The sequence below is a fragment of the Mycobacterium sp. IS-3022 genome (assembly GCF_001500065.1).
In the GTDB taxonomy this organism is placed as follows: domain Bacteria; phylum Actinomycetota; class Actinomycetes; order Mycobacteriales; family Mycobacteriaceae; genus Mycobacterium.
This window is the reverse complement of the sequence record NZ_LQIN01000023.1, coordinates 275686-301824: the sequence shown is the minus strand read 5'-3', so window position 1 is coordinate 301824 and position 26139 is coordinate 275686. Positions and strand designations below refer to the sequence as shown.

26 protein-coding genes are annotated in these 26139 nt (G+C 66.9%); 10 read left to right on the top strand and 16 right to left on the bottom strand.

Translation table 11 applies throughout. The features are described from left to right. Positions 1–2: 2 nt before the first annotated feature. Positions 3–1277, top strand: coding sequence for an HRDC domain-containing protein (locus AU188_RS15820; RefSeq protein ID WP_059164621.1), 1275 nt, complete (start codon positions 3–5; stop codon positions 1275–1277). Here AU188_RS15820 and AU188_RS15815 read toward each other — a convergent pair. Genes AU188_RS15815 through nhaA form a run of 4 tightly spaced genes read right to left on the bottom strand, consistent with a single transcriptional unit; the run spans position 1274 to position 6658 of the window. Further along, positions 1274–2185 (bottom strand): alpha/beta fold hydrolase, encoded by a 912-nt coding sequence (locus AU188_RS15815; protein ID WP_059164620.1) that lies wholly within the window; start codon positions 2183–2185, stop codon positions 1274–1276. The two genes, AU188_RS15820 and AU188_RS15815, sit on opposite strands and share 4 nt — an antisense overlap. 13 nt (positions 2186–2198) lie before the next feature. Then, positions 2199–3395: a prolyl oligopeptidase family serine peptidase gene (locus tag AU188_RS15810; protein WP_082686655.1), complete on the bottom strand. Its 1197-nt coding sequence runs from the start codon at positions 3393–3395 to the stop codon at positions 2199–2201. Between the two features lie 43 nt (positions 3396–3438). Then, entirely contained in the window at positions 3439–5352 is a 1914-nt protein-coding gene (gene dxs / locus AU188_RS15805; RefSeq protein ID WP_059164619.1) for a 1-deoxy-D-xylulose-5-phosphate synthase, read from the bottom strand. Between the two features lie 28 nt (positions 5353–5380). Then, positions 5381–6658: a Na+/H+ antiporter NhaA gene (gene nhaA, locus AU188_RS15800; RefSeq protein WP_059164618.1), complete on the bottom strand. Its 1278-nt coding sequence runs from the start codon at positions 6656–6658 to the stop codon at positions 5381–5383. A 134-nt stretch (positions 6659–6792) separates the two neighbouring features. Here nhaA and AU188_RS15795 point away from each other — a divergent pair, with 134 nt between their 5' ends. Genes AU188_RS15795 through AU188_RS15780 form a run of 4 tightly spaced genes read left to right on the top strand, consistent with a single transcriptional unit; the run spans position 6793 to position 11120 of the window. Continuing rightward, positions 6793–7716 (top strand): ABC transporter ATP-binding protein, encoded by a 924-nt coding sequence (locus tag AU188_RS15795; protein WP_286137503.1) that lies wholly within the window; start codon positions 6793–6795, stop codon positions 7714–7716. After that, complete coding sequence (locus AU188_RS15790; RefSeq protein ID WP_059164616.1) at positions 7713–9341, top strand: ABC transporter permease; 1629 nt, start codon at positions 7713–7715, stop codon at positions 9339–9341. The genes AU188_RS15795 and AU188_RS15790 overlap by 4 nt, the downstream gene beginning before the upstream one ends. Before the next feature lie 40 nt (positions 9342–9381). Then, positions 9382–9825: a CBS domain-containing protein gene (locus tag AU188_RS15785; RefSeq protein ID WP_059164615.1), complete on the top strand. Its 444-nt coding sequence runs from the start codon at positions 9382–9384 to the stop codon at positions 9823–9825. A gap of 5 nt (positions 9826–9830) precedes the next feature. Further along, on the top strand, positions 9831–11120 hold the full coding sequence (locus AU188_RS15780; RefSeq protein ID WP_059164614.1) for an ArsB/NhaD family transporter: 1290 nt from the start codon (positions 9831–9833) through the stop codon (positions 11118–11120). Here the strand turns inward: AU188_RS15780 and AU188_RS15775 are convergent. Next, a complete protein-coding gene (locus AU188_RS15775; protein ID WP_216636188.1) occupies positions 11117–11983 on the bottom strand; it encodes an SAM-dependent methyltransferase in 867 nt (288 codons plus the stop codon). The two genes, AU188_RS15780 and AU188_RS15775, sit on opposite strands and share 4 nt — an antisense overlap. A 118-nt stretch (positions 11984–12101) precedes the next feature. Between AU188_RS15775 and AU188_RS15770 the strand changes: the two genes are divergently transcribed. Continuing rightward, positions 12102–12566, top strand: coding sequence for an Rv1443c family protein (locus AU188_RS15770; protein ID WP_059164772.1), 465 nt, complete (start codon positions 12102–12104; stop codon positions 12564–12566). On the opposite strand, the gene AU188_RS15765 is transcribed toward AU188_RS15770, so the two are convergent. From AU188_RS15765 to AU188_RS15755, 3 genes are read right to left on the bottom strand one after another with little or no spacing between them, the layout of a single operon-like run. Continuing rightward, positions 12548–13306, bottom strand: coding sequence for an Rv2686c family ABC transporter permease subunit (locus AU188_RS15765; RefSeq protein WP_059164613.1), 759 nt, complete (start codon positions 13304–13306; stop codon positions 12548–12550). The genes AU188_RS15770 and AU188_RS15765 overlap by 19 nt on opposite strands. Continuing rightward, positions 13303–14043, bottom strand: coding sequence for a fluoroquinolone export ABC transporter permease subunit (locus AU188_RS15760; RefSeq protein ID WP_059164612.1), 741 nt, complete (start codon positions 14041–14043; stop codon positions 13303–13305). The genes AU188_RS15765 and AU188_RS15760 overlap by 4 nt, the downstream gene beginning before the upstream one ends. Next, positions 14040–14945, bottom strand: coding sequence for an ABC transporter ATP-binding protein (locus AU188_RS15755; protein WP_059164611.1), 906 nt, complete (start codon positions 14943–14945; stop codon positions 14040–14042). The genes AU188_RS15760 and AU188_RS15755 overlap by 4 nt, the downstream gene beginning before the upstream one ends. A 134-nt stretch (positions 14946–15079) precedes the next feature. Here AU188_RS15755 and AU188_RS15750 point away from each other — a divergent pair, with 134 nt between their 5' ends. Next, positions 15080–15568: a GbsR/MarR family transcriptional regulator gene (locus AU188_RS15750; RefSeq protein WP_059164610.1), complete on the top strand. Its 489-nt coding sequence runs from the start codon at positions 15080–15082 to the stop codon at positions 15566–15568. Here the strand turns inward: AU188_RS15750 and AU188_RS15745 are convergent. Genes AU188_RS15745 through AU188_RS15730 form a run of 4 tightly spaced genes read right to left on the bottom strand, consistent with a single transcriptional unit; the run spans position 15523 to position 21364 of the window. After that, a complete protein-coding gene (locus AU188_RS15745) occupies positions 15523–16002 on the bottom strand; it encodes an MSMEG_6728 family protein (protein ID WP_059164609.1) in 480 nt (159 codons plus the stop codon). The genes AU188_RS15750 and AU188_RS15745 overlap by 46 nt on opposite strands. A 4-nt stretch (positions 16003–16006) precedes the next feature. Then, positions 16007–18115 (bottom strand): catalase, encoded by a 2109-nt coding sequence (locus AU188_RS15740; protein WP_059164608.1) that lies wholly within the window; start codon positions 18113–18115, stop codon positions 16007–16009. 19 nt (positions 18116–18134) lie between these two features. Next, entirely contained in the window at positions 18135–19337 is a 1203-nt protein-coding gene (locus AU188_RS15735) for a class I SAM-dependent RNA methyltransferase (protein ID WP_059164607.1), read from the bottom strand. Positions 19338–19369: 32 nt separating this feature from the next. Continuing rightward, positions 19370–21364 carry an APC family permease gene (locus AU188_RS15730; protein ID WP_059164606.1) on the bottom strand — a complete coding sequence of 665 codons (1995 nt, stop codon included), beginning with the start codon at positions 21362–21364 and terminating at the stop codon, positions 19370–19372. 86 nt (positions 21365–21450) lie between these two features. Here AU188_RS15730 and AU188_RS15725 point away from each other — a divergent pair, with 86 nt between their 5' ends. Both AU188_RS15725 and AU188_RS15720 read left to right on the top strand, forming a co-directional pair. After that, positions 21451–22122 (top strand): potassium channel family protein, encoded by a 672-nt coding sequence (locus tag AU188_RS15725; RefSeq protein ID WP_059164605.1) that lies wholly within the window; start codon positions 21451–21453, stop codon positions 22120–22122. 37 nt (positions 22123–22159) lie between these two features. Continuing rightward, entirely contained in the window at positions 22160–22825 is a 666-nt protein-coding gene (locus tag AU188_RS15720) for a potassium channel family protein (RefSeq protein ID WP_059164771.1), read from the top strand. A gap of 30 nt (positions 22826–22855) precedes the next feature. Here AU188_RS15720 and AU188_RS15715 read toward each other — a convergent pair whose 3' ends face one another. Continuing rightward, positions 22856–23560 (bottom strand): DUF3159 domain-containing protein, encoded by a 705-nt coding sequence (locus AU188_RS15715; RefSeq protein WP_059164604.1) that lies wholly within the window; start codon positions 23558–23560, stop codon positions 22856–22858. Beyond that, positions 23557–23928: an OB-fold nucleic acid binding domain-containing protein gene (locus AU188_RS15710; RefSeq protein ID WP_059099842.1), complete on the bottom strand. Its 372-nt coding sequence runs from the start codon at positions 23926–23928 to the stop codon at positions 23557–23559. The genes AU188_RS15715 and AU188_RS15710 overlap by 4 nt, the downstream gene beginning before the upstream one ends. A 134-nt stretch (positions 23929–24062) precedes the next feature. Here AU188_RS15710 and AU188_RS15705 point away from each other — a divergent pair, with 134 nt between their 5' ends. Further along, entirely contained in the window at positions 24063–24764 is a 702-nt protein-coding gene (locus tag AU188_RS15705; protein WP_059164603.1) for an alpha/beta fold hydrolase, read from the top strand. Positions 24765–24853: 89 nt separating this feature from the next. Here the strand turns inward: AU188_RS15705 and AU188_RS15700 are convergent, their stop codons facing one another. Continuing rightward, positions 24854–25648, bottom strand: coding sequence for a DUF3710 domain-containing protein (locus AU188_RS15700; protein WP_059164602.1), 795 nt, complete (start codon positions 25646–25648; stop codon positions 24854–24856). A 1-nt stretch (position 25649) separates the two neighbouring features. Beyond that, on the bottom strand, positions 25650–26114 hold the full coding sequence (dut, locus tag AU188_RS15695) for a dUTP diphosphatase (protein ID WP_059164601.1): 465 nt from the start codon (positions 26112–26114) through the stop codon (positions 25650–25652). Positions 26115–26139: the final 25 nt, after the last annotated feature.

Sequence of the window (26139 nt, the reverse complement as noted above, 5' to 3'; positions counted from 1 at the left end):
CGATGACCAAGGCTTCATCGGAGGCATCTGGGGCCGAACACGCCGAGCCGGAAGCCACGCCGCTGCTGACACCGCACGGCGGAGTACCCCCACTGTCGAGCAGCGTCAGCGAAATCCGCAGGGCCGCCGACCTTCTGGCGTCCGGCCGCGGGCCGTTTGCGGTGGACGCCGAACGCGCATCCGGATTCCGTTACTCCAACCGCGCCTACCTCGTGCAGATCCGGCGCGACGGCGCGGGCACCGTGTTGATCGACCCGGTGAGCCACGGCGCCGATCCGGTCGAGACCTTGGCGCCGGTGGCCGAGGTGCTGGCCAGCGACGAGTGGGTGCTGCACGCCGCCGACCAGGATCTGCCGTGCCTGGCCGAACTCGGCATCCGGCCGGTCACCGTGTACGACACCGAGCTGGCCGGCAGACTGGCCGGCTTCGAGAAGGTCAACCTCGCCGCAATGGTGCAGCGCCTGCTGGGCCTGCAACTCATGAAGGGGCACGGCGCCGCCGACTGGTCCCGGCGACCGTTGCCCGACGAGTGGCTCAACTATGCGGCGCTGGATGTCGAGGTGCTGATCGACCTGCGTGACGCGATCGCGGCGGTGCTCGAAGAGCAGGGCAAAACCGACTGGGCAGCACAGGAATTCGAACACCTGCGAAACTTCGAGGCGGCGCCCACACGCCGCGACCGCTGGCGGCGCACATCGGGCATCCACAAGGTCCGCGACACGCGGGCCCTTGCCGCGGTGCGCGAACTGTGGACCACCCGCGACCATATCGCCCAGCGCCGCGACATCGCGCCCGGCCGCATCCTGCCCGACTCGGCGATCATCAACGCCGCCACCGCCGATCCCGACACCATCGAGAAGCTGACCGCGCTCCCGGTGTTCGGCGGAAACCGGCAGCGCCGCAGCGCCAAGGTGTGGCTGGACGCGCTCGCGCGGGCACGCACCACGCAGGACCCGCCGTCGTCGCAGGAGCCCTCGAACGGGCCGCCGCCCGCATCCCGGTGGGTCAGGCGCAAACCCGAAGCCGCCGCCCGATTGGAGGTGGCGCGTGCCGCCATATCCGAGGTGTCGCAGCGGGTTTCGGTGCCGGCGGAGAACCTGCTCTCCCCCGACATCGTGCGCCGGTTGTGCTGGGACTGGGAGCCCGTCCAGGACACGCCCGCGGTGGTCGAGCGGTTCCTGCGGGACGCCGGCGCCCGACCGTGGCAACGCGACTTGACCGTGCCGGTGCTGGCCGACGCTTTGGCGCGCACGCCGACCCCCGGCGAGCCGAGTTAGGCGGTCACCTCCTCGACGTGGGCGAGGAAGTGCCGCAACACTTCTGCGGACGCTTCGAGTTGCGGCCAGTGACCGATGTCGTCGGCAAGCATCACGACGTCGGCATCGGGAACCACCTCGGCGTAACGACGGGCCATGTGGGCGCCCGAGTTCGGGTCGACCGGGCCGTCGATCAGGCGCATCGGCACCGCGGTTTCGCGCATCGCGCGCACCCAGCGGTTGCGATGTGTGTAGCGGTCGCCGAGGAAACGGCCGACCTTGTGCAGCACCCGCTTCCCGTCGTTGTACTCGAGGATCTGGTGGAAGCGGTCCATCAGCTCACGTGACGGTTTGGTGTTCGGGCCGAACATCTCGTTGATCGTGGACTCGAGCAGGCGCCGCGACAGCGGGCTGCCCTGCAGCGGACTCATCAACCCGCCCAACGGTGTTGCCGACATCAGCTTCTGCATGGTGCGCGGCGTGTACGCCTCGTTGAACAGCCCACCGTTGAGCCAGGTGATCGACTGGTACTGCACCGACCCGTAGACCTGTTCGCCAAACTCGCTGCGGGCCAACAGTTCCTGACCGACCGAGTCACCGAGGTCGTGGGCCAGCACGTGGCAGCTCTCGACGCGCAGATGGTCGAGCAGCGCCTCGTGCATGTCGGCGTGATCGCCTACTGAGTACCGGTAGTCACTCGGCTTCGCCGAGAAACCCAGGCCGATCATGTCCGGCGCGATCACGGTGAAGCGCTCGGTGAGCGTCGGCCAGATCAGCGACCAGTCCCACGAGTTGAACGGATAGCCGTGGATGGTCAGCAGCGTCGGCGCCTCACCCAGCGGCGGGCCGTCGACGCGGTAGAAGATGTCGAAGCCGAGGTAATCGAAGTACCGGCCCGCGGCCTTCCAGCTCTTTAGCTCAGCATCCATCACCGCAGCTTAGTCAGTGGAACTGCTGCGCCAGAAACGGCGTCGAATCCGGCAGCGAGGCCAACACGGTGCCGCTGTGGTCCTCGTCCGGGTAAACCTTCAACGTGACGTCTTGACCGTTGGCGGTGAGCCGGTCGTAGAACCGCAACGTCAGGTTCGGCGGCACATCGCGATCGAGCAGACCGACACCGAGAAATATCGGCCGGTCATACCCGTCCGCCGGGATTCCCATGAACGTGTCGACGGCCGCGGTAGCCCCCGGAATCGACGCCAAAGGCTCATCGAAGAAACCGGGCACCGTCATGTCGGCCAACGCCGCGGACAGCTCAGCGACACACACGGTTTCGGCCTGATCGGCGGCGGCGCGGCCGGCCGGAGTGAGGATGCGGTTGATGTCGAGCTCAGGGTGAGCCTCCCGCAGTGCGGCCACGATGTAGGCGGTGTAGGCGTTGGCGACCGGACCGAGTTCCGGAGGGACGACCATGTTCGGGCCCGCCTGCTTGACGATGCTCTCGACATCGGCCGGGGTTCCGGTGGCGACAACTGCGCGATAGTCAAGGCCCGAACCGGCACTGAACTCCGTGGCCCATCGGGCGGTGGCGACGGCTGCTCCACCGCCCTGCGACTGACCCACCACAGCCCATTTAGGTGACATCGGCAGACCCATCTGGTGCGCCGCGATCACCGAATCCACCACGCCTCGGGCCGTGGTGACGCTGTTGAGATAGCTCATCAATCCCGGAGTGCCCAGGCCCGCGTAGTCGCTACCGACCACCACGTAGCCCTGGTTCAGCCAATGTGTCAGGTATTCGTTGTCGCGTTCGCTGCGCGGCTGTGCCGACGGCGTGCAGGCGTCACCCAGCCCGACGGTTCCGTGTGCCCAGGCGACGACGGGCCAACCGCCCTGTGCCGGAGAGCTTTTCGGAGTGAAGACGACCGCCGTACTCACCGCGGGTCGGTCATGCTGATCGATGGTGGCGTACAGGATGCGATAGGCCTCATCGGCTCCGGCCACCGACAGAGCCGGGTCGAGCGGGACCGACTCGATCAAACCGCCCGGCGCCGGGATCGGACCGTCGTAGGCGCGTGCGTCGAGACCCGACCACTGCGGCGCCGCTGCCGATGCCGTGCCGGTCATCCCCACCAACGCGACCGCACACACCAACGCGGCAGTCAGAACACGAACTACCCCAGCGAATTTCATTTCCATAGCCTAGACGCCCGCCCCCTACCGAGCTAAGCGCTGACAACGACTAGTCGAAACGCTCGCTGACTTCGGGTTCGGTGACCGCCGTGCCCTGCGCGGCGACCCACCCGGTGATCTGGCGGGCGACGGTGCGATCGGTCAAGCCGACCTCCGCGAGCACCTCGCTGCGCGACGCCTGCGCGAAGAACTTCTGCGGCAGGCCGACATCGCGGCACGGCACGTCGATCTCCGCGCGACGCAGCGCCGCCGAGACCGCCGACCCCACGCCGCCGTTGACGCCGTTGTCCTCGAGCGTCACGACGAGTTTGTGGTCGCGAGCCAACCCGGCGATCGCCTCCGGCACGGGCAGCACCCAGCGCGGGTCGACGACCGTCACGCCGATGCCCTGGTTGCGCAGCAGTTCGGCGATCGCCAACGCCATTGACGCGAACGGGCCCACCGCCACCAACAGCACGTCGTCGGCGAGGCCGTCGGCGGGCACGCCCAGCACGTCGACGCCGCCGCGCCGTTCGACAGCCGAAATATCTTCGCCGACATCACCTTTCGGGAACCGAATGGCGGTCGGACCGTCATCGATGTCGAGCGCCTCGCCGAGTTCCTCACGCAACCGGGTGCCGTCACGCGGTGCGGCCACCCGGATACCGGGCACGATGCTCAGCATCGACAGGTCCCACATGCCGTTGTGGCTGGCGCCGTCGGGGCCGGTGATCCCCGAGCGGTCCAACACCATCGTCACCGGCAGCTTGTGCAGCGCCACGTCCATCATGACCTGGTCGAACGCGCGGTTGAGGAACGTCGAGTAGATCGCGACCACCGGATGCAGCCCGCCCATCGCCAGCCCCGCCGCCGACGTCATCGCATGCTGCTCGGCGATGCCGACGTCGAAGAACCGGTCCGGGAAGCGCTGGCGGAACGCACTGAGCCCCGTCGGGCCGGACATCGCCGCGGTGATCGCCACGACGTCGCGACGCCGGGCGGCATAGCCGACGAGCGCCTCTGAAAACGTCGACGTCCAGCCGGGGCCGGGCACCGACGTCGCCAACCCGGTCTCGGGATCGATGACACCGCACGAGTGCATCTGGTCGGCTTCGTCGTTCTCCGCGGGCGCGTAGCCCATGCCCTTACGGGTGACGACATGCACTATGACGGGCCTGCTGTAGCCCCGCGCCCGGCGCAGCGCGATCTCCACCGCATGCTCGTCGTGGCCGTCGATCGGGCCGACGTACTTCAGCCCGAGGTCGGTGAACATCACCTGCGGCGACAACGCGTCCTTGATGCCGGCCTTGATGGAGTGCATGCCCTGGTAGCACAGCTCACCGATGATCGGGACGCCGCGCACCGCCTTGCGGCCCTCTTCGAGCACCCGTTCGTAGCCCGGCTGCAGCCGCAGGCCGGCCAGGTGCTCGGCCAGGCCGCCGATCGTCGGCGCGTAACTGCGGCCGTTGTCGTTGACGACGATCACGACCGGCCGTCGCGCGGCGGCGATGTTGTTCAGCGCCTCCCAGCACATGCCGCCGGTCAGGGCGCCGTCGCCGACGACGGCGACCACGTGCCGGTTGCGGTGCCCGGACAACTCGAACGCCTTGGCCAGCCCGTCGGCATACGACAGCGCCGAACTGGCGTGGCTGGACTCCACCCAGTCGTGCTCGCTCTCCTCGCGCGACGGGTAGCCGGACAGGCCACCCTTCTTGCGCAGCGTGTCGAACTCGTGGCTGCGCCCGGTCAGCATCTTGTGCACGTACGACTGGTGTCCGGTGTCGAAGACGATCGGGTCGTGCGGCGAATCGAACACCCGGTGAAGCGCGAGCGTGAGCTCAACGACGCCGAGGTTCGGGCCGAGATGTCCGCCGGTCGCAGCGACCTTGTGGATCAAAAACTCGCGGATCTCACGTGCCAAATCGCTCAGTTGCGACTGCGTCAGGTGCTGCAGATCGGCGGGACCGCGGATCTGTTCAAGCATTCGTTCAGTTTACGCACGCCTGTGGTGGTCAGTCGTGTCGAGCTTCGTAGATGTCGGGCACACCGTCGCGGTCGGTGTCGGCGGTCTCGATCGCTTCGATGCGGCGGTAGGCGGCGTTGCGGCTCAGCAGCACCACGGATGCCAGCACACCTGCGAGAACGGAACCGACAAGCACGCCGATCTTGACGTCGTCGCCTGCAGTGGTGCCGTGGCCGAACGCCAATTCGCCGATCAATAACGAAACTGTGAAGCCGATGCCCGCGAGCAAGGCGACGCCCAGGACGTCACGCCAGGCGAGCTCGTCGTCGAGGCTGGCGTGGGTGAACTTGGCCAGCAGAAATGCGGTCAGCCACACCCCCGCGGGCTTGCCGATGACCAGGCCGGCGATCACCCCGCCGGTGATCGGGTGAAGAAGCGCGTCGCCGAGTCCGGACCAGCCGCCGACAGTCACGCCGGCGGCGAAAAACGCGAACACGGGCACCGCGAACCCGGCTGACAGCGGCCGAAGTGTGTGCTCGAACAGTTCCGCCGTCGGATGCCCGAACCTGCCGAGGACCGGAACCGTGAATCCCAACACCACCCCGGCGACCGTCGCGTGCACCCCGCTCGCATGCACCAGTGCCCAGGCGGCCACGGCCAGCGGCAGGAGCAGCCACCAATGGTGAATGCCGCGCTGCACCGCGAGCCCGAACAGTCCGATCGGAATGAGGGCCAGCGCCAACGGGCCGGGCGACAGATCCTCGGTGAAGAACACGGCGATGACGGTGATGGCCAGCAGATCGTCGACGACGGCGAGCGTGAGTAGAAACGTCCGCAGCGCCGTGGGCAGATGCGTCGACAAGACGGCCAACACAGCCAATGCGAACGCGATGTCGGTGGCGATCGGCACCGCCCAGCCGTCCAGGTTCTCCGGATGACCGGAATTGATGGCGAGGTAGATGGCGGCCGGCACGATCATGCCACCGATGGCCGCGGCGATCGGCAGCGCGGCGCGGCGCGGATCGCGAAGGTCGCCGGCGACGAACTCGCGCTTGAGTTCCAGCCCGACGACGAAGAAGAAGACGGCAAGAAGCCCGTCGGCGGCCCATGCTGAGACGCTCAGATCCAGATGCAGCGACTCCGGCCCGACGGTGTACTCCGAGACCGCGCGATAGGCCGCGGACCACGGTGAATTCGCCCACACCAGCGCCGCGCCAGCGGCGCCCAACAGCAGCATCCCGCCGACGGTTTCCTTGCGCAGAATCTCGGAAAACCGTTGCGACTCCGCCCATGAGCCGCGGGTGAGAAGGCGCAAATTGGTTGGCACCGGCCCGATCCTAGTGAACGCGTCGACGATTCTCGTTAATGGCTAGTGTGCGGCATCGATCAGAGGTAGATTCGGCCGTGGAGCGCCGGGAAGTCGGGTCGGCAGTCATTAGCCCGACTCGTGAAAGGATTTCGGTGCCCGCCTCTTCCTCGGCACGCGCAGAATCTGCGCCCCAGTTCGCTGTTCGCATTGACCGCCTGACGAAGACGTTCGGTGATGTGGTCGCCGTCGACGACCTCAGCTTTGTCGTCGAGCCGGGCGAGGTGTTCGGCTTTCTCGGACCCAACGGTTCCGGGAAGTCCACCACTATTCGCCTGATGCTCGGCCTCATTCGCGCGAACGCCGGTAGCGCATGGATTTTCGGCGCCGAGGCGAACGACTTCGCACGTGCACACCGGCATCTGGCGTACGTTCCCGCCGACGTCGCACTATGGCCGTCATTGACCGGGGCCGAAATCCTCGAGCTGCTCGGCAATGTCGGTCCAAGTGTGGACACCGACTACCGCTTCGAACTCGTCAGACGATTTCAGCTAGAGCTCGATAGACCGGGAAAAGCGTATTCCACCGGCAATCGTCAGAAGGTCGCGCTCGTCGCCGCGTTCGCCACTCGCGCGCCTCTGCTCGTGTTGGACGAACCAACCAGTGGTCTGGACCCGTTGATGGAGCGAGAGTTTCGGAACTGCGTCATCGAAGCGAAGGACCGTGGCCAGGCCGTCTTCCTCAGCTCCCATCAGCTTGCCGAGGTAGAGGCGGTGTGCGACCGTGTTGCCATCCTGCGATCCGGTCGGCTCGTAGAAATCGACACAATCGCCGACCTACGTCGTTTGCGCCGAACCATCGTCGATGTGGCTTATCGCGGAGTCCCACCCGCCTTGGAAAGCATTCCCGGAGTATCCGACCTCGATCGCATCGACGGGAACCGGCTGCGCTTCAATCTGACTGGCGCGCCCGCACCCGCCCTGAGCGCCCTGGCTGCAGCGGATATCACGATGCTCGCGATGCGCGAACCGACTCTCGAGGAGATCTTTCTCGACTATTACGGCGAGCCGGCGCGGTGACCGCCACCGCGTTCGCACCGAACCATACAACGCCGACATCGGCTGCCGGCCATGCGATCACCAAGCTGAGTGTTCGTCAGTTGCGCCGCGGCGCGCTGATCGTCGCTGCCGTGTGCGCGGGAATGTCGGCACTGGTCGCAGTGCAGTACCAGACGACATTCAACGATGCCCTCGACCAGTCCGCGTTGCAGTCGCTGACCGAAAACCCCGCTATCCGAATCCTTTTCGGCCCTCCCGTAGCGCTCGATGATGCCGGCGGCTTCACCGTGTGGCGCACCGGAATGCCGGTGCTGCTATTGGCTGGTGTGTGGATCTTGATCGCGGCGACGCGGATCACGCGCGGAGAGGAAGATGCCGGCCGCGTCGACCTCATACTTGCAGGCAGGGTGTCGCTGCGCGGTGTGGTGCTGCGAACCCTGACCGCCGTCGGCGGCGCCGCGGTGCTGATCGCCGCTGCCGTTGGCGTGGCGATGTTCGCCGCCGGTACGAACGCCACCGGTTCAGCCGTCTACGCGGGCGCGATTCTCGGGTTCACGCTGACGTTCGGCAGCGGCGCTGTGCTCGCTTCGCAGATCATGCCCACACGGTCCGCCGCCGTCGGCGTCACCGTCGGCCTGCTCGGCGTGGCCTTCCTGACGCGGATGCTTGCCGACGGCGTGCCGGCACTGGCCTGGACAGCGTGGACGACTCCGTTCGGCCTCACTGCGCGGGCAGCGCCCTACGCCGACAATCGGGTGGGTCCGCTGCTCGTCATGGGCTGCGTGGCCATCGCATTCGCACTGGCCGCCCCCTATGCGGCGCAGCACCGGGACGTCGGCCACGGGCTGATTCGGGTAGCGACCGGGAGGGCACCGCGAACCACGCTGCTGGGCTCGATCACCGGATTCGCGATCCGCCGTGCGATCCGGCCCACCGCCGGATGGGCGGTGGGCATCGCCGCATACTTCCTGCTCCTGGGTGCCCTCATCGCGTCGATCCTGGAGTTCTTCGACACCAACCGACGCTTCGCAGAACTCGCTGCCGCCGCAGGGTTCGCCGGACTCGATTCGGCCACCGGGTTCGCCGCCGCACTGTTCGGCCTGCTTGCCATACCGACCAGCCTCTACGCGGCCACGCGGTTGGCGGCGCTCGTCACCGACGAGAGGGACCGCCGCTGGACGCCGGTGCTCGCCACGGAGGTTTCACGAATCAGGCTGGCGGGCACAGAGATCGTCGTGACGACGGCGGGGTTGCTACTGCTACACGCGAGCGCCGGACTCTCGATGTGGGCGGGCGCTGCGATCACGGGGGCGCCGCTGACGATGGGCGACGCACTGGGCGGGGCGCTGTACCCCGCGTCGGTCGCCTGGCTTGCGGTCGGTGCGGCCAGCCTGGCCGTCGGCTGGCTACCGTCCGCCGTCGCCGCGATCGGTGCGGTTCCGGTGGCGGGCGGCTTCGTGTTCAACGTCCTCGCGTCGAACGCGGATGCACCGACGTGGGTGGCCGGTCTGTCGCCGTTCGCCCACCTGGCGGCGGTGCCCAACGCGGCACCGGACTGGGCCGCAACCGGGGGCTTCGCCGTGATCGGCGCCGCCCTCATCGCGGCGGGGATGGTCGGCTATTCCCGCCGCGACCTGACCACCTGAAGGGAACAGATGATGTGCGAGACGGTCGTAGGGTGCTGATATGCATGCCGAAGACTTGGCTGAGGATTTCCCGGTGATAACAGTTGACTCGAACGCGCTGGACGCTGCCCGCGTACTCGCCGAACACCGGCTGCCCGGAATACTCGTCACGGATAAGTCCGGAAAGCCCAATGCGGTGCTGCCCGCCTCCCAAGTGGTGCGGTTCATCGTGCCCACCTATGTCCAGGACGACCCGTCGCTGGCCGGAGTGATCAACGAGTCGTGGGCCGATCGTGCCGCGGAGAAGTTGGGCAACAAGAAGGTCCACGATGTGCTGCCGGAACACCTCACCGATATTCCGGCCGTCAACGCCGATGACACCATCATCGAAGTGGCCGCGCTCATGGCCCGGTTCAGAAGTCCGTTGATCGCCGTCATGAAGGATGGCCGGTTGCACGGTGTCATCACCGCGTCGCGGCTCCTGGACGCCGCGCTGAGGAGCTAGCACCTGTGGCCGCCATAGCGATCACCGTTTTCGTGATCGCCTACATTTTGATTGCCAGCGACCGTATCAACAAGACGCTGGTGGCGTTGTGCGGCGGCGCCATCGTGCTGGCCCTCGGGATCGTCGAAGCAGACGACGCGTTCTATTCGCACGAGACCGGAATCGACTGGAACGTCATCTTCCTGCTGTTCGGGATGATGATCATCGTCGGCGTGCTGCGGCAGACCGGCGTCTTCGAATACATCGCGATCTGGGCCGCCAAGCGCGCCAACGGTTCTCCACTGCGAATCATGATCTTGCTGGTGCTGGTCACCGCCTTCGCGTCGGCGCTGTTGGACAACGTCACCACCGTCCTGCTCATCGCGCCCGTCACGCTGCTGGTGTGTGAACGGCTGGAGATCAACCCGATCCCGTTCCTGATCGCCGAAGTGCTGGCGTCGAACATCGGCGGTGCCTCCACTCTCGTCGGTGACCCGCCGAACATCATCATCGCCAGCCGAGCAGGCTTGTCCTTCAACGACTTCCTGATCCATATGACGCCGATCGTGCTCATCGTGATGGCAGTTTTCGTCGCATTGATACCTTTCATCTTCCGCGGAAGCTTCGACGTCGACCCCGAACGCGCGGCAGACGTGATGACATTGAACGAGCGCGAAGCCATTCAGAACCCTCGTCTGCTGATCAAATGCGGCGTCGTGCTCGTCGCCGTGTTCGCCGCATTCATCGGCCATTCCGTGCTGCACATCGAACCCTCGGTCGTCGCGCTACTCGGCGCCGGCGTTTTGATCCTGATATCGCGACTCGAGCAGCGTGACTACCTCGCCAGCGTCGAATGGGAGACCCTGCTCTTCTTCGCCGGCCTTTTCGTGATGGTCGGCGCGCTGGTCAAGACGGGCGTCGTCGAGGAACTGGCACGCGCGGCGACCGAATTCACCGACGGCAACGGTCTGCTCACGACGATGCTGATCCTCGGCATCTCCGCACCAGTGTCCGGTGTCATCGACAACATTCCCTACACCGCGACCATGACGCCGATCGTCAGCGAACTGTCGGCGAGCATCACGGATCTCGCGCACCCGGATGTGCTGTGGTGGGCGCTGGCGCTGGGGGCCGACTTCGGCGGCAACCTGACCGCCGTCGGCGCGAGCGCCAACGTCGTGATGCTGGGCATCGCGCGCCGCGCCGACAATCCGATCTCATTCTGGGAGTTCACCCGCAAAGGTGCCCTGATCACGGTGGTTTCGATCGTGCTTTCCGCGCTTTACCTGTGGTTGCGCTACTTCGTGCTGGGCTAGCGCGCCGCGTACACCGCTCGCTCGATCTCCGAGACGACGTCGTCGCGCCCCGCAGGCCTCAGATACCTCGACGCGTACAACTGGTGTCCGACTTGTTCGATCTCTTGCCAGCCGTATTCGGCGAGGAATCCGCTCACTTGATCGGGATCCAGTCCGAAGTGCCAGAGGCCCCGTTTCACCACGGCTTCTTCGTAGATGCCGCCCGCTCCATACATTTCCTGACCGTCGAGAAAATCCTTGCGGATGAAGGTGAAGGTCAGCATGCTGCCGGGCGCCGCGATCGAAAGGGATTCCATGGTCTTGCGCACCGCCGGCTCGGTGAGATACATGGTCACGCCCTCCCAGATGTAGAAGATGCGCTTGTCTGGCCCGAAGCCTTCTCGCGTGAGAGCCTCGGCGAGACTGTCGGATTCGAAATCGACGGCCAACAACCTCACGTGTGGCGGCACGCCACCGAAGCACCGCCGCACCGCGGCCGCCTTTCGTGCGACGTTGCCGGGCAGGTCGACTTCGCAGACCGGTACGGTCGCCATCTCGGGTAGGCGATACGCGCGGGTGTCGAAACCGGCGCCCAGAATGACAACGGCGTCGATGCCTTCGTCGACAGCGCTGAGCAGTTGATCGTCGACGTATCGCTTCCGGCACAAGAAGTTGGACCAGCCGCCGCTGATGCGCCTGTCGGTTATCGCCTTGAACGCCCGTCGAGCCGCTGCCCAGCGGGTCAGCGATGCGGCAATCCGGCCGCCGAAAGGCAATATCTTCGCGGCCCACGGATCGAAGACCAACGGCGGAGTTTCGTACTGGTCCGCCGCGACGATCACCATTGGACCGATGGCGGTCTGCTCAGCAGGATTCTTCACGATGTGCTCCCTGAAGTCGGAATCGAATTGCCGACCAGGCTTCCCGGCACACCGCTGCCCAACTTAGCAGTGCATGCGGTAGCGCCTCGGGACCCGGCCCCGTCGAATACCGTCAATGGTCATGATCATCGAGCGCCAGAGCATCGTCGAGGCACCCGCCGAAGCGGTATGGGCCCGCGTGGTCACCCCGGAAGGCATCAACGACGAACTGCGGCCGTGGATGACGATGTCGATACCGCGCGGCGCCGGGGATCTGACGGTCGACACCGTTCCGGTCGGCACTCCGGTCGGCCGGTGCTGGCTGCGGCTGTTCGGCGTGCTGCCCTTCGACTACGACGACCTCACGATCGCCGAGCTGTGGCCCGGGCGAGGCTTCCACGAGGAGTCGACGATGCTGTCGATGCGGCGTTGGCGCCACGAGCGCGCGATCGAGTCCACCGCCGACGGCAAAACCATTGTGCGCGACCGTCTCACGTTCGACCTCAGAGCGCCATTGCGACTTTTCACACCGCTCGTCGGGGCAGGCATCGGCGCGCTGTTCGGCCACCGGCACCGACGGCTGGCGCGCTACTTCGCCGAGCGCTGAGCCTTCGCCATGAAGCGCTGGAACAACACCCACGCGACGGTCACGTTGTACACGGCGCCGCCAACGAGATATGGCCACCAGACGCCATGTTCACTGGCCACCCAGAACGCCTTGGCTGCCCAGTAGGGCGGCAACACTCCGAAGGCGAGGTTCCATGCCGAGTCGATGAACCACGGCAGGCAGGGCAGTCCGGCGATCAGCATGCCGAGGGCGCGAATCATTGCGATGCCCTGAATCTTGTTGCTCGCCACCGCGACGATCAGCAGCAGCGTCACCACAGCCGACAACCCCGCCACCAAGCCGATCGGAATGAGGGCGGGAATCAGCCCCGGCGCCAGAATCCCGCTGAAGGACATCGTTGCAACCACATAGATGGTGGTCACCGCCATGACGGTGCCCGCGCGGTAGGCGAAGTAGGTAACCAGCGGCACAGGCGTCACCCGCAGCGCCGCCATCGTGCCGCCGTCCAGCTCGTCCAACACCAACATCGCCGCCAACCCCCCGACGATGATGATGCTCGTCAACAACAAGAACGCGGTGAGCACCAAGGGGTAGTACGGCACCAGATCGAAACCGTAACGCTGCGAGAGCATCTCGGTGAACATCGGCGTCAGAAACGCCACCCCGGCAGTCCAGATGACGGGCGCGAGGACGACCATCACCAGCAGCGGTTCCCGATAGGTGCCGCGAATGTCGTTGCGGCCGAGGGCGGCCAGCGCGTTCGCCGATGCCGCCCTCACAGCACACCCGACCTTTCGACGACGTACCGGTCGAAGGCGGCCTTCGCAACCCAGCACAGCGCCGCTACGCAGACAAGCGGATACAGCACCGCGTAGAGAGCTTGCCAAGGCGCGAGCGTCACCTGACCGTACGCCGACCCCAGCAGCAGCAGCGGGCCCTGTGAAGGGATGAGGTACATCACCGGGTTCGGCCACACACCGGCGTAGAAGAGAATCGGCAAGCTCAACACCGCGAGCGGGATGGTCGCGGAAAGGAACCAGTCGGTCACCGATGCGAACGGCAGTGAGCTGATGAAACTCACCAGCAGCATCAACAGCGTGCCCAGCACGACACCGACGACCACCCGAACAAGGTCATAGCCGAATCCACTCGAGATCGTCGCCACGGCGACCGCCACGAACAGTGAAACAAACACCAGCACTAGGAGTTTCGCAGTCAGGTACTCCCAGAACCGCAGCGGGGTGGAGACGATGGCGCCGATCGTGCGCTCCTGCTTCTCGAAGAACACGATGCCCCCGATGAAGAAGAACCCGATGATCGAGATGTCGCCGAAGAGAACGTAGGGTTCGGCGACCGGACGCAGACTTCGCGGCATCGGCAACAACACCGCCAGCCACATCAGCCCGGAGAAGACGCCCGCGTGAAGGAACTTCTGCCTGTACTGCAGCGTCGCCTCGATGCGCAGCGCACTGATGCACCTGGCCCAACGTCGCCGGAGTCCCGAAGCCGGTGTCATGTCAGTCGCCTTCCGGTGGTCTCGACGAAAACGTCGTCGAGCGTCGCCTCCCTGCTGTGGATGGTCTCGACGTGTTGGTTGCGGAGCACGGCGTGAAAGCCCAGGTCATCTGCGAGCCCGTCCATACCGAACTCGGCCACATCGAGGCGTCCGCCTTCGCCGCGGTACTCCACGCGCACGCGCCGCTGGCTGCGCGCGATCTTGAGCTCGGCGGGGGTATCGAGTGCGACGATCCGGCCGTCGACGACGAAAGCCACTCTGTCGCAGAGCTCATCGGCGGTTGACATGTCGTGGGTGGTCAGAAAGATCGTTCGACCCCGCGCCTTCAGGTCCAGGATGATGTCTTTGACCTTGCGCGCGTTGACCGGGTCGAGACCGGAGGTGGGCTCGTCGAGGAACAGCAGTTCAGGGTTGTTGATCAGCGACCGGGCGAACGTCAGCCGCATCTGCATTCCCTTGGAGTACTTGCCAACCCGCGTGTGCGCGTCGTCGGCCAGGCCCACCGCCTCCAGCAGTGCCATCGGGTCCGCCCTTTGGCCGCTGTAGAGCGAGGCGAAGAACTGCAGATTCTCCAGCCCGGTGAGCTTTTGGTAGTGATTCGGTAGCTCGAATGAGACGCCGATGCGCTCGTAGTAGTCGGGTCCCCAGGCCCGCGGATCCTTACCCCACACCGTGGCCTCTCCTCCATGGCCATGCAGCAGCCCGATCAGCAGTTTCTGGGTCGTCGACTTTCCGGCGCCGCTGGGCCCGAGAAAGCCGAAGATCTCGCCGCGGCCGACGGTGAAGTCCATGCCGCGTATCGCCGGATCGGCGGCCTCTGGATAGGTGAACGTCAGTCCACGGACGCGTATCACGTCAGTTTCCGCACCGCAGGGTGCGCCGGCCGATTCGGCAGTGTGCATCGCTGGTCAGACCCCTTCTGCGAACAAGTCAACAAAGATTCCGACCAGACTTCCCGGAGCGCCGCCCGCTAATATACTGAACTTTCAGAGATTATTGAAGTCCATTGTCGCTCGGGGCTTTGAGAGGAGGCGCGGTGCCGGGATCGCGCGGACAACAGGAGGCCGCCGAACGGCTCGCCCTGGTGTTGACCGATCACGGTCTGCAACGGATGACGGCTCGCGTTCTGGCCACGCTGCTGTGCACCGAGCAATCGGCGATGACTGCCGGCGAGCTCGCGGATCGCTTGCAGGCGAGCTCCGGCGCGATTTCGGGTGCGGTCAAGATGCTGACGTCCGTCGGACTGGTCGAACGCATGCCCGTGCCGGCGAGCCGGCGCGACCACTACCGGTTGCGCGATGACGCGTGGGCCACTTTGTATACCGCACAGAACGACGTGATCGGGGCCATGCAGGCGGCGGCAGATGATGCAATCGCCGTTACCGGCCGCGACAGCACTGCCGGGCGTCGGCTGACGCAGATGCGCGACTTCTACGCCTTCCTGATGGACGAACTTCCGGCGCTGCTGGACCGGTGGCGTCAGATCGACACCCGCCGGTCGCGGTCTGACGCGGGCCAGACATAGGGCAGATCGTCAGGCACGTCGGGGAAGAACCGGCGGTAGTGCTGCGGGTCCTTGCGCACCAGCACCGACTGGTGGCTGCAGTGAAACACCGGATCGCCCAGCCACGGCGGCACCTCCCCCGCCGCCGAAAGCTCCTCCTGCATGCGCGGCGTGCCGATACCGGTGCCGGTGGCGAGGTCGCTGACCATCGTCGCCGCGCAGGTGTCGGCGTGGCCCAGTCGACACCATGCGGCGCAGATGTCGAGCCCGTAGCGAACCAGCGCCTCTTCGTAGCCGGCCCACATCGCCGCGGCGGGGTGATGGCGCCACCCGTAACCCGGGACCGTCAGCGCCCGGACCACCTGGATGGCCTCCACCCGCTGCTTGCCCAGCCGCTTCGTGTCCAGGACGCCGGCGGTGTCGCCGAAGCCCGGGTAGGGCAGGAAGGTCTGCACGCGATCAGGCCGGTACCGGATCGGTCTCCCGGTCCCATGCCCGATGTTGGGCCAGCACCGAAGCCAGCGCCTTGGCGAACTCGTCGGTGAGGTCGCCGGCGGCCGCAGTGGTCGAGACGACGCCGTGGGACACAACGACGTTCGTGTCGTCCGCGAGTTCTTCGGGGATGCCGGCCTTGGGCAGCAGGTCCACGCCGGAACCCCATGCGCCGACCGCCTTGAGATGCTTGTACGCCTCGGTGATGAAGTGCATCGCATACCCGTCACCGGAGAGCGTCTGCGCCGAATCCGGCCCGCAGGGCACGATCACCGCGTCGTACAGCACCGAAGCCATCGTCGTGATCGCGCGGTCGACGGGCAGTTCGCCGCCCGAACCGCCGGACAGCGTGCCGCCCGCGACCGGCGCCAGCACCTCGACCACCGCACCGCGTTGCCATAGCGCCTCGATGGTTCGCTGGGCGCCTTCGACGTCGACGCCGTCCGCGGCCAGCACCGCGATCTTGCGACTGGCGATGCTGTCGGTCGCCGTGTTTAGCTGCGACAACGCCGGCGACGCGGGCATCTTGTCGTCCACCGCCTGCTCGGCGGGTTCGGGTAGACCCAGCTTGCCGGCGACCTGAGCGGCCAGGTCGTGGTCGATCCGGTTGAGCTGTTCGACGGTGCGCGCCCGAATCTCCTCCACCTCGACCTTGCCGAGTTCGAACGCGAACGCCGCGACGATGTGCTTGGCCTCCGGAGCAGACATGCTTTTCCAGAACATGCGCGCCTGACTGTAGTGATCCTCGAAGCTCTTGGCGCGTTGCCGAATCTTGTTGCCGTCGACTTTCTCGGTGTAGTGGCGGAACACGTTCTCGTCGGCCAATGCGGGGCAGCCGCCGCCGAGGCTGTTCGGGAAGTAACTGGACCGTCCCCGCGGGATCGCGTGCTGGCCGTAACCGTCGTGCTGATTGTTGCGGACGTCCGCCAGCGGACGGTTGACCGGCAGCTGCGCGAAGTTCGGCCCGCCCAGCCGGATCAGCTGGGTGTCGAGGTAAGAGAAGTTGCGGAACTGAAGCAGCGGATCGTTGGTGAAATCGATGCCGGGCACCACATTGGCGGTGTGGAACGCGACCTGCTCGGTTTCGGCGAAGAAATTGTCCGGGTTGCGGTTGAGCACCATCCTGCCGACGGGCCGGACCGGAACCTGTTCCTCGGGAATGATCTTGGTGGCGTCGAGCAGATCGAAGTCGAAGTTGAACTCGTCGCTCTCGGGCACAAGCTGCACGCCCAGCTCGTATTCGGGGAACTGGCCGGCCTCGATGCTGTCCCACAGGTCGCGCCGGTTGAAGTCGGGGTCCTTGCCCGCGATTTTCTGGCACTCGTCCCACACCAGCGAATGCACACCCAGGCGCGGCTTCCAGTGGAACTTCACGAAGGTGCCTTCGCCGCGCGCGTTGACGAACCGGAAGGTGTGCACGCCGAAGCCCTGCATCATCCGGTAGCTGCGCGGCAGCGCCCGGTCCGACATCAGCCACATGATCGTGTGCAACGTCTCCGGTTGCAGCGACACGAAGTCCCACAGTGTGTCGTGCGCGGACTGCGCCTGCGGAATTTCGTTGTGCGGCTCGGGTTTGACGGCGTGCACGAAGTCGGGGAACTTGATCCCGTCCTGGATGAAGAACACCGGGAAGTTGTTTCCCACCAGGTCGTAATTGCCTTGGTCGGTGTAGAACTTCGTGGCGAAGCCGCGCACGTCGCGGACGGTGTCCGCCGACCCGCGGGAGCCGGCCACCGTGGAGAACCGCACGAAGACCGGGGTCTGCGTGCCGGGTGTGGTGAGGAACTTCGCGACGGTGTACTCGGCGAGCGAGTCGTCGTACGGCTCGAAGTAGCCGTATGCGCCGGCGCCGCGGGCGTGCACGACCCGCTCCGGGATGCGTTCGTGGTCGAAGTGGGTGATCTTCTCCCGTGCGTGGAAGTCCTCGAGCAGCGTGGGTCCGCGCTCCCCGACCGTCAGCGCGTCGTCGGTGTGGTCGACCCGCACCCCCTGCTGCGTGGTCAGGTAACCCGTCGTCTTGTCGAACCGGGACCCGTCGAGCTGTTCTTGCTTTGCGTTCTGGCCATTGTCCGTCATGCCGGGGCGGGTACCCAGATCAGCGCGTGAGAACCGCGATGCACTCGACGTGATGCGTCAACGGGAACGAGTCGAAGACCCGCAGCGCCTGCACCGCGTAGCCGTGCCCCCGGTACAGTCCGACGTCGCGGGCGAAAGAGGCTGCCTCACATCCGATGTGGATCACCCGCGGCACCGCCGCGCCGGCCAGCAGGTCGATCACCTCGCGACCTGCGCCCGTCCGCGGCGGATCCAGCACGGCGACGTCGGCCCGCTCAGGCTGGGCGGTCAGCGCGCGGCGCACGGAGTCGGTGACCACCGACACCCAACCCATGTCGGCCAACGCGGCGCGCGCCGCCCACGACGACCCCCGCGACGTGTCGACGGTGACGACCTTGCCCGTCTCGCCGACCTGCCGTCCCAGGACCGCTGCGAAAACCCCTGCCCCGCCGTACAAGTCCCATGCCGTCATCCCGTCGCTCAACTGCGTCCACCCGGCGATCAGGTCGCTGTAGAGCTGCGCCGCGTCACGGTGCGACTGCCAGAACGCGGTCACCGGCACTCGCCAGGTCCGGTCCCCGATGCGCTGGACGGCTTCGTACTCGCCCTCGATCACCTGCGTATGGGCCTTGCGTCCACCCTTCTGTCGCGCCCGCGGCCCGGACTGCACGACGTGGCGCGCACCGTCGTCGTCGAGTGCGACGTGCAGCGCCGCGCCGGGCGGCCAACTCCGGTCGGCCAGCCCGTCGAGCATGTCGGCGGACAACTGCGCGCAGTCCAGCTCGGTGATCAACTCGCCGCTGTGGAAGCGGTGAAACCCCGCTCGCCCGTCGCGGGTGGTGTCCAGCCGGACCCGTGTGCGCCACCCCGTGGCGCCGGCGTGTCCGACCGGTTCGGCGGTCGCGTCGGCCTCGTCGCGCCAGTGATAGCCGCCCAACCGCGTCAGCTGGTTGGCGACGACGGCGCCCTTGAGCCTGCGTACCGCCGCGGGTTCGGCGAACGCCATGTCGCAGCAGCCCGCACCGTCCGCACCGGCGATCGGGCACAGCGACGCGATCCGGTCGGGGGACGGCTCGAGGATCTCGACAGCGTCGGCGTGCCAATACTTTCCGTGGTCTGCGCGCACCCGGACCCTGACCCGCTCACCCGGCAGCGCGTATCGGACGAACACGACCCGGCCCTCGTGTCGCGCCACACAGCTGCCGCCGTTGGCGGGCGGCCCGGCGGTCAGAGTGAGTTCCAACGGCGGTCCTGGTGAACCGCCGGGGTCGTCGGTCAATCCAGGAATCCCCTGCGCGCGTCGCCAGGGGCGGACTGCGGCTGCAGCGTCTTGAGCCGCTCCGACGAACTCAACTGCCACGGCACCGAGGTCACCATGACGTTCGGCTCGAACAGCAGTCGACCCTTGAGCCGCAGCGCGCTCTGGTTGTGCAGCACCTGCTCCCACCAGTGGCCGACGACGTACTCGGGGATGAACACGGTGACAACGGTGCGCGGCGACTCTTTGCTGACCCGCTTGACGTACTCGAGCACCGGGCGGGTGATCTCCCGGTACGGCGAGGCGATCACCTTCAGCGGGACGCTGATGTCGCTGTCCTCCCACTTGTGCACGAGTGCCCGCGTCTCGCCGTCGTCGACGCTGACGGTGATCGCTTCCAGCGTGTCCGGCCGGGTGGCCCTGGCGTACGCCAGCGCGCGCAGCGTCGGCAAGTGCAGTTTGGACACCAGCACGATCGCGTGGTTGCGGCTCGGCAGCACCATGTCGCTCTCCGCGGCGGCCTGCTCCTCGAGTTCGCGCGTCACGGTGTCGTAGTGCCGGTGGATCAGCTTCATCATCCCGAAGAGCGCGCCCATAGCCAGAATCGCAATCCATGCTCCGACAAGGAATTTCGATACCACGACGATCACCAGCACCGTCGCGGTGCACAGGCAGCCGATCGAGTTGATCACCCGCGACCGCATCATCTTGCGCCGGATCACGGGTTCGGTCTCGGTGCGCAGCAACCGCGTCCAGTGCCGGACCATGCCGACCTGGCTGAGCGTGAAGGAGACGAACACCCCGACAATGTAGAGCTGGATCAGCGCCGTGACCTCGGCGCGGAATGCCACCACGAACGCGATCGCGGCGAACGCCAGGAACAGGATGCCGTTGGAGAACGCGAGCCGGTCACCGCGGGTGTGCAACTGGCGCGGCAGATACCGGTCCTGGGCGAGAATCGATCCGAGCACCGGGAATCCGTTGAACGCGGTGTTGGCCGCCAGCACCAGGATCAGCGCGGTGACGCCCGCGATGACCCACAACCCGAGCGTGAAGTCGTGGAACACCGTGTCGGCCAACTGCGCGATCAACGTCTTCTGGTGGTAGTCCGGCGGGGCACCGACGAGTTGTTCGTGTGGGCGCTCGGCGATCTGCACACCGGTTTCCTTGGCCAACATGATGATGCCCATGAACAGCGTGACCGCGATCAGCCCGAGCAGCGCCAGCGTCGTTGCGGCGTTGCGCGACTTCGGCTTACGGAACGCCGGCACCCCGTTGCTGATGGCTTCCACGCCAGTCAGCGCCGCGCTGCCCGACGAGAACGCCCGCGCGACGAGAAGAACCAGCGCGAAGCCGAGGATTTCACCGTGCTCGGCATGCATCTCGAAGGCGGCGGATTCGGCCTGCAGTGGCTCGTCGAGCGCGAACAGCTGGAAGAAGCCCCAACCGAGCATCACGAACATGCCGACCATGAACGCGTAGGTCGGGATGGCGAACGCGGTTCCGGACTCCCGGATACCGCGCAGGTTCAGCGCCGCCAGCAGCAGGATCGCGATGACCGCGAACAGCACCTTGTGCTGGTTGATGAACGGCACGGCCGAGCCGATGTTCGACATCGCCGAGGACATCGACACCGCGACCGTGAGCACGTAGTCCACCAGCAGCGCGCTCGCCACGGTCAAACCGGCGGTCGGCCCGAGATTGGTGGTGACCACCTCGTAGTCCCCACCGCCCGACGGGTAGGCGTGCACGTTCTGCCGGTAGCTGGCGATGACGATCGACATGACCGCCACGACGGCCAGCCCGATCCATGGCGACATCGAGTAGGCCGCCAACCCCGCGACGGAGAGCACCAGAAAAATCTCCTCCGGCGCATAGGCGACCGACGAGAGCGCATCGGAGGCGAACACCGGAAGGGCGATCCGCTTGGGCAGCAGGGTGTGCGAAAGCTTGTCGCTGCGAAACGGCCTGCCGAGCACCACCCGCCGCGCGAACCTGGATAGCTTGGACACGAGTGCCAAGAGTAAGCCCAGCGGCAAATGGCCGTCAGAAAGCTGTAGCGTTCCGACTGCGCGGGTTCGACAGGAAGGACCGTGGAGTGCGTGTAGTGGTGATGGGCTGCGGCCGGGTGGGTGCGTCGCTGTCGGACAGCCTGGCCCGGATCGGTCACGACGTCGCGGTCATCGACCGTGACGGCACGGCATTTCACCGGCTGTCTCCGGAGTTCTCCGGCGAACGGGTGCTCGGTATGGGCTTCGACCGCGATGTGCTGCTGCGGGCGGGCATCGAGGAGGCGGGCGCCTTCGCCGCGGTTTCATCGGGCGACAACTCCAACATCATCTCGGCGCGGGTGGCCCGCGAGACCTTCGGGGTCGAGCGAGTGGTCGCCCGCATCTACGACGCCAAGCGCGCGGCGGTCTACGAACGGTTGGGCATCCCGACGGTGGCCACCGTGCCGTGGACGACCGACCGGCTGCTCAACGTGCTGACCCGCGAAACCGAGACCGCCCGATGGCGCGACCCGACCGGCAACGTCGGCGTGACCGAACTGGCCATGCACGAATCGTGGGTGGGCCGCCGGATCACCGATCTGGAGGCGGCCACCGGCGGCCGGGTGGCGTTCCTGATCCGCTTCGGCGCGGGGCTGCTGCCCGACGGCAAAACCGTCATCCAGGCCAGCGACCAGGTGTTCATGGCCGCGATCGCCGGCCACATCGCCGAAGCGCTGGCCATCGCCGCGCTGCCGCCCAGCGAGGATCTCGAGAGCTGATGAAGCGCGCCGACGACGACATCGAGGAGTGGCGCAGTTGAAAGTCGCCATCGCCGGGGCCGGCGCCGTCGGCCGATCCATCGCACGCGAGCTCGTCGACGCCCACGAGGTGACGCTGCTCGAACGCAACCCCGACCACATCGACGTCGACGCGATTCCCGCGGCGCACTGGCGGCTGGGCGACGCATGCGAGCTGAGTCTCCTCGAGTCGGTGCAGCTCGAGGAGTTCGACGTCGTGATCGCGGCCACCGGCGACGACAAGGTCAACGTGGTGGTCAGCCTGCTGGCCAAGACCGAATTCGCGGTGCAGCGGGTGGTGGCGCGCGTCAACGACCCCCGCAACGAGTGGCTGTTCGACGAGAGCTGGGGAGTCGACGTGGCGGTGTCGACGCCCCGCATGTTGGCCTCTCTGGTGGAGGAGGCCGTCGCGGTCGGCGACCTGGTGCGGTTGATGGAGTTCCGCAAGGGGCAGGCCAATCTGGTCGAGATCACGCTGCCCGACGACACCCCATGGGGCGGTAAGCCCGTCAAACGCCTCGAGTTGCCCCGCGATTGCGCGCTGGTGACGATCCTGCGGGGCCCGCGGGTGATCGTGCCGGAGTCCGACGAGCCGCTCGAGGGCGGCGACGAGTTGCTGTTCGTGGCCGTCGCCGAGGTCGAAGATCAACTGCAGGATCTGCTTCTGCACCCGCAGCCGCGCTGACTCGGCGTGAGCGACGCCCGGCCGGTGTCCTCAGCGAGCGTCGGGTTGGGTGGCCCCGGGCAACGTCTCGTGGAGGTCCTCTGACGCCTGGTCGCCGGTGAGGGCTTTCTGCGCCGTCCGGATCGCCAGATAGGTCACCAGCGCGGCGACCGCCGTCAGCGGCCACCCCATGGAGATGCGTGCGACGCCCAGCCAGCCGGTCTGGCCGGCATCGTAGAGATGCTGCTGCACGACGAAGCGTGAGCCGAACACCAGCACCCAGAACAGGGTGGCGATGTCGAACGCCGTCAACGCCCGGCGCACCCGGCGCCAGTCCGCGCCGGCGCCGCTGACCCAGCTCCACACGTAGCCGACGACGGGACGCCGGATCAGTACCGAGACCGTGAACACCGTCGCCCACAGCAGCGACATCCAGATGCCCCAGAGGAAGTAACCCTGCGACTCCCCGGTCACGTAGGCGATCAGCGCGCAGATTCCCACCCCGAAGAAGCCGGAGACCGCCGGCTGGGTGGACTCGCGGCGAGCCAGTCGCCACGCCAGAATCACCGTCGCCACGCCGAGCGCCGCGACGATCGCGGGCATCAACCCGAAGATCTGGGAGACCGGAACGAATGCGACGACGGGCAGCGTGGAGTAGATCAGCCCGCTGACGCCGCCCATCTGCCGCAGGACGGCGTGGGCCTTGCTGGTCTGCTCGGTGGAGGGCTTCCCCGGTTCGGTTCCGGGATCACTCACTTCTGGATCTCGTAGTGGGGGTTGTAGATCGCCTTGGCGCCGTTGTCGAGCTTGCCGACGCGGCCGTGCACCTTCAGCGTGCGCCCCGACTCGATGCCGGGGATGCGCCGCTGGCCGAGCCAGACCAGCATCACCGAGTCCGTACCGTCGAACAGTTCGGCCTTCACACCGCCGGCACAAGCCTTGCCGTTGCATTCGACGCTGCGCAGAGTGCCGACCATCGTGACTTCCTGACCGCGTTGACAGTCGATCGCCTTCTGGGCGCCGGTCGAGGCAACTTCGTCACTGAGTTCCTCGACGTCGAGCTGCTCGGGATCTTCTGTCAGCCGCCGGGTGAGCCGGCGCAGATACCCTTCGGCCGTAGCCATGGCCTCTCCTGACCTATCGCAGATCCACTATGGATCTACCCAATCCAACGCCACGCTAGACCTCTTGGTTCCGATTTGCCACGCGGGGTCGGGTCGGCGCGCCGAGCGGTCGCCGGGGCGGGCACGATCAACGCATGACGGTCAATCTGCGCGGCGTTCCCACGGTGCTGTTGCCCGGCACGGGTTCCGACGACGACTTCGTCTACCGGGCGTTTTCCCCCGCCCTGCGTGATCGCGGCGCGACGGTCATCACCCCGGCGCCGCAACCACACCGCCTCGTCGAGGGTTACCGCGCCGCCCTCGACGACGCGGCGGCGACGGGGCTCATAGCGGTCGGCGGCGTGTCGATCGGCGCCGCCGTGGCCGTCTCGTGGGCACTGGCGCATCCCGATCGGACGGTCGGTGTACTCGCCGCCTTGCCGGCGTGGACGGGCTCACCACAGCGGGCGCCCGCAGCGGCCGCGGCGCGGCATTCCGCAGAGGTGCTGCGCCGCGACGGGCTGGCCGAGGCCACCGCGGCGATGCAGGCGTCGAGCCCGCCCTGGCTGGCCGACGAGCTGACCCGGTCATGGCTGGCCCAGTGGCCCGCTCTACCCGACGCGATGGAGGAGGCGGCGCGCTACGTCGCACCCAGCTGTCGGGAGTTGGCGCGGTTGACCGTCCCGCTCGGCGTCGCCGCGGCAACCGACGACCCCGTGCATCCCCTCGAGGTCGCGATCGAGTGGGTGACCGCGGCGCCGAAGGCGGCGTTGCGCACGTTCACACTCGATGAGATGGGCGACGATCCCGCGGTGGTCGGCGCGGGATGTGTGGCGGCCTTGAGCGACGTCGACTGACGCGCGCGGCCGGTCGGGGGCACTAACTGGTTGATTACCCGCATCTGCTGGTGCGTGGGATCAACCCGTTAGTCGCAAAGTCCAAAGAGTCAGCCGCCGGTGATGGTGCGCAACTGCTGCATCGCCGAGCCCTGAGCGCTGCGCCGCGCGACGGGCTGCGCGGGCGGCTGCTGCTGCTCCGCCTGCTGACCTTGTTGCGCCTGTTGGGCGGCCTGTTCGGCGGCGGCGCGCAACTGGTTGGCCATCGGCTCAGGCAACTCGACCGGCAGCGGAGTCCGCACCGGCAACGGAGTGTCGCCGCGACGAACCACGGTGTCGGCCAACGCTTCTCGCGCTTCGGCTGCGAGCGCGTCGAAGTGTTCCTGCGGGCCGTTGACGACGCAGCGGATCATCCAGCGGTAGCCGTCGACCCCGATGAAGCGCACCACGCCGGGCTGACCCTGCTGCGCCGCCTCGCCCTGCTGCGCGGCGGCGACGCCGACGACCTCGCGGCCCCACGGCCCGTCCTGGATCGACACCTGGGCGCCGTCCTTGCGCAACGAGTCGGCCAGTTCGGTGGCGATCTCGCGCCACAGACCGGCGGTCTTCGGAGCGGCGTAGGCGGCGACAGTGAACCGGCCGTGGGGTGTGACGACCCACACGGCACTCGGCACCCCTTGCTGCGTGAGCTCGACCTGCACCTGACCGGCGGCGGGCAGCGGGATCAGGACTGAGCCCAGGTTCAGCCGGCCGGTGGCGGCCGCCTCCGGGTCGTCGAAGTCCTCGATGTCGAAGGGGCCGTCCAGTTCGCCGTCGACCTCGTCGCCGGTCTCCTGCCCTGCGCCGCTTCGATCGACCAGGTCGCCGCGGGTGTCGTCGTTGTCCTTGCGTTTACCGAATGCCATCTCACAAACTCGCATGTCCGCCGGAGGAGCCGTGGCCACCATCGCCACGGGATGTGTCACCAAGACCGGCCTCGTCGAAGGACGTGACCTCGACCAGCTCGGGCAGCTCGACCCGCTGGACCAGCAACTGCGCGATGCGGTCCCCGCGGTGGACGACGATCGGCACCTGCGGATCGAGGTTGATCAGCGCCACCTTGATCTCACCGCGGTACCCCGCGTCGATCGTCCCCGGGCTGTTGACGATCGAAAGCCCAACGCGGGCAGCCAAACCCGAGCGCGGGTGCACCAGACCGACCATCCCGTGCGGAATGGCCACCGCGATGCCGGTCGGCACCAGCGCACGCTGGCCGGGGGCCAGTTCGACGTCGAGCGCACTGAAAAGGTCGATGCCCGCGTCGCCGTGATGGGCGCGGCTGGGCATCGGCAGATCAGGGTCGAGGCGGACGACCGCCAGGGTGGTGGGCACGACGTCAGAGATTACTCTTGGCCGC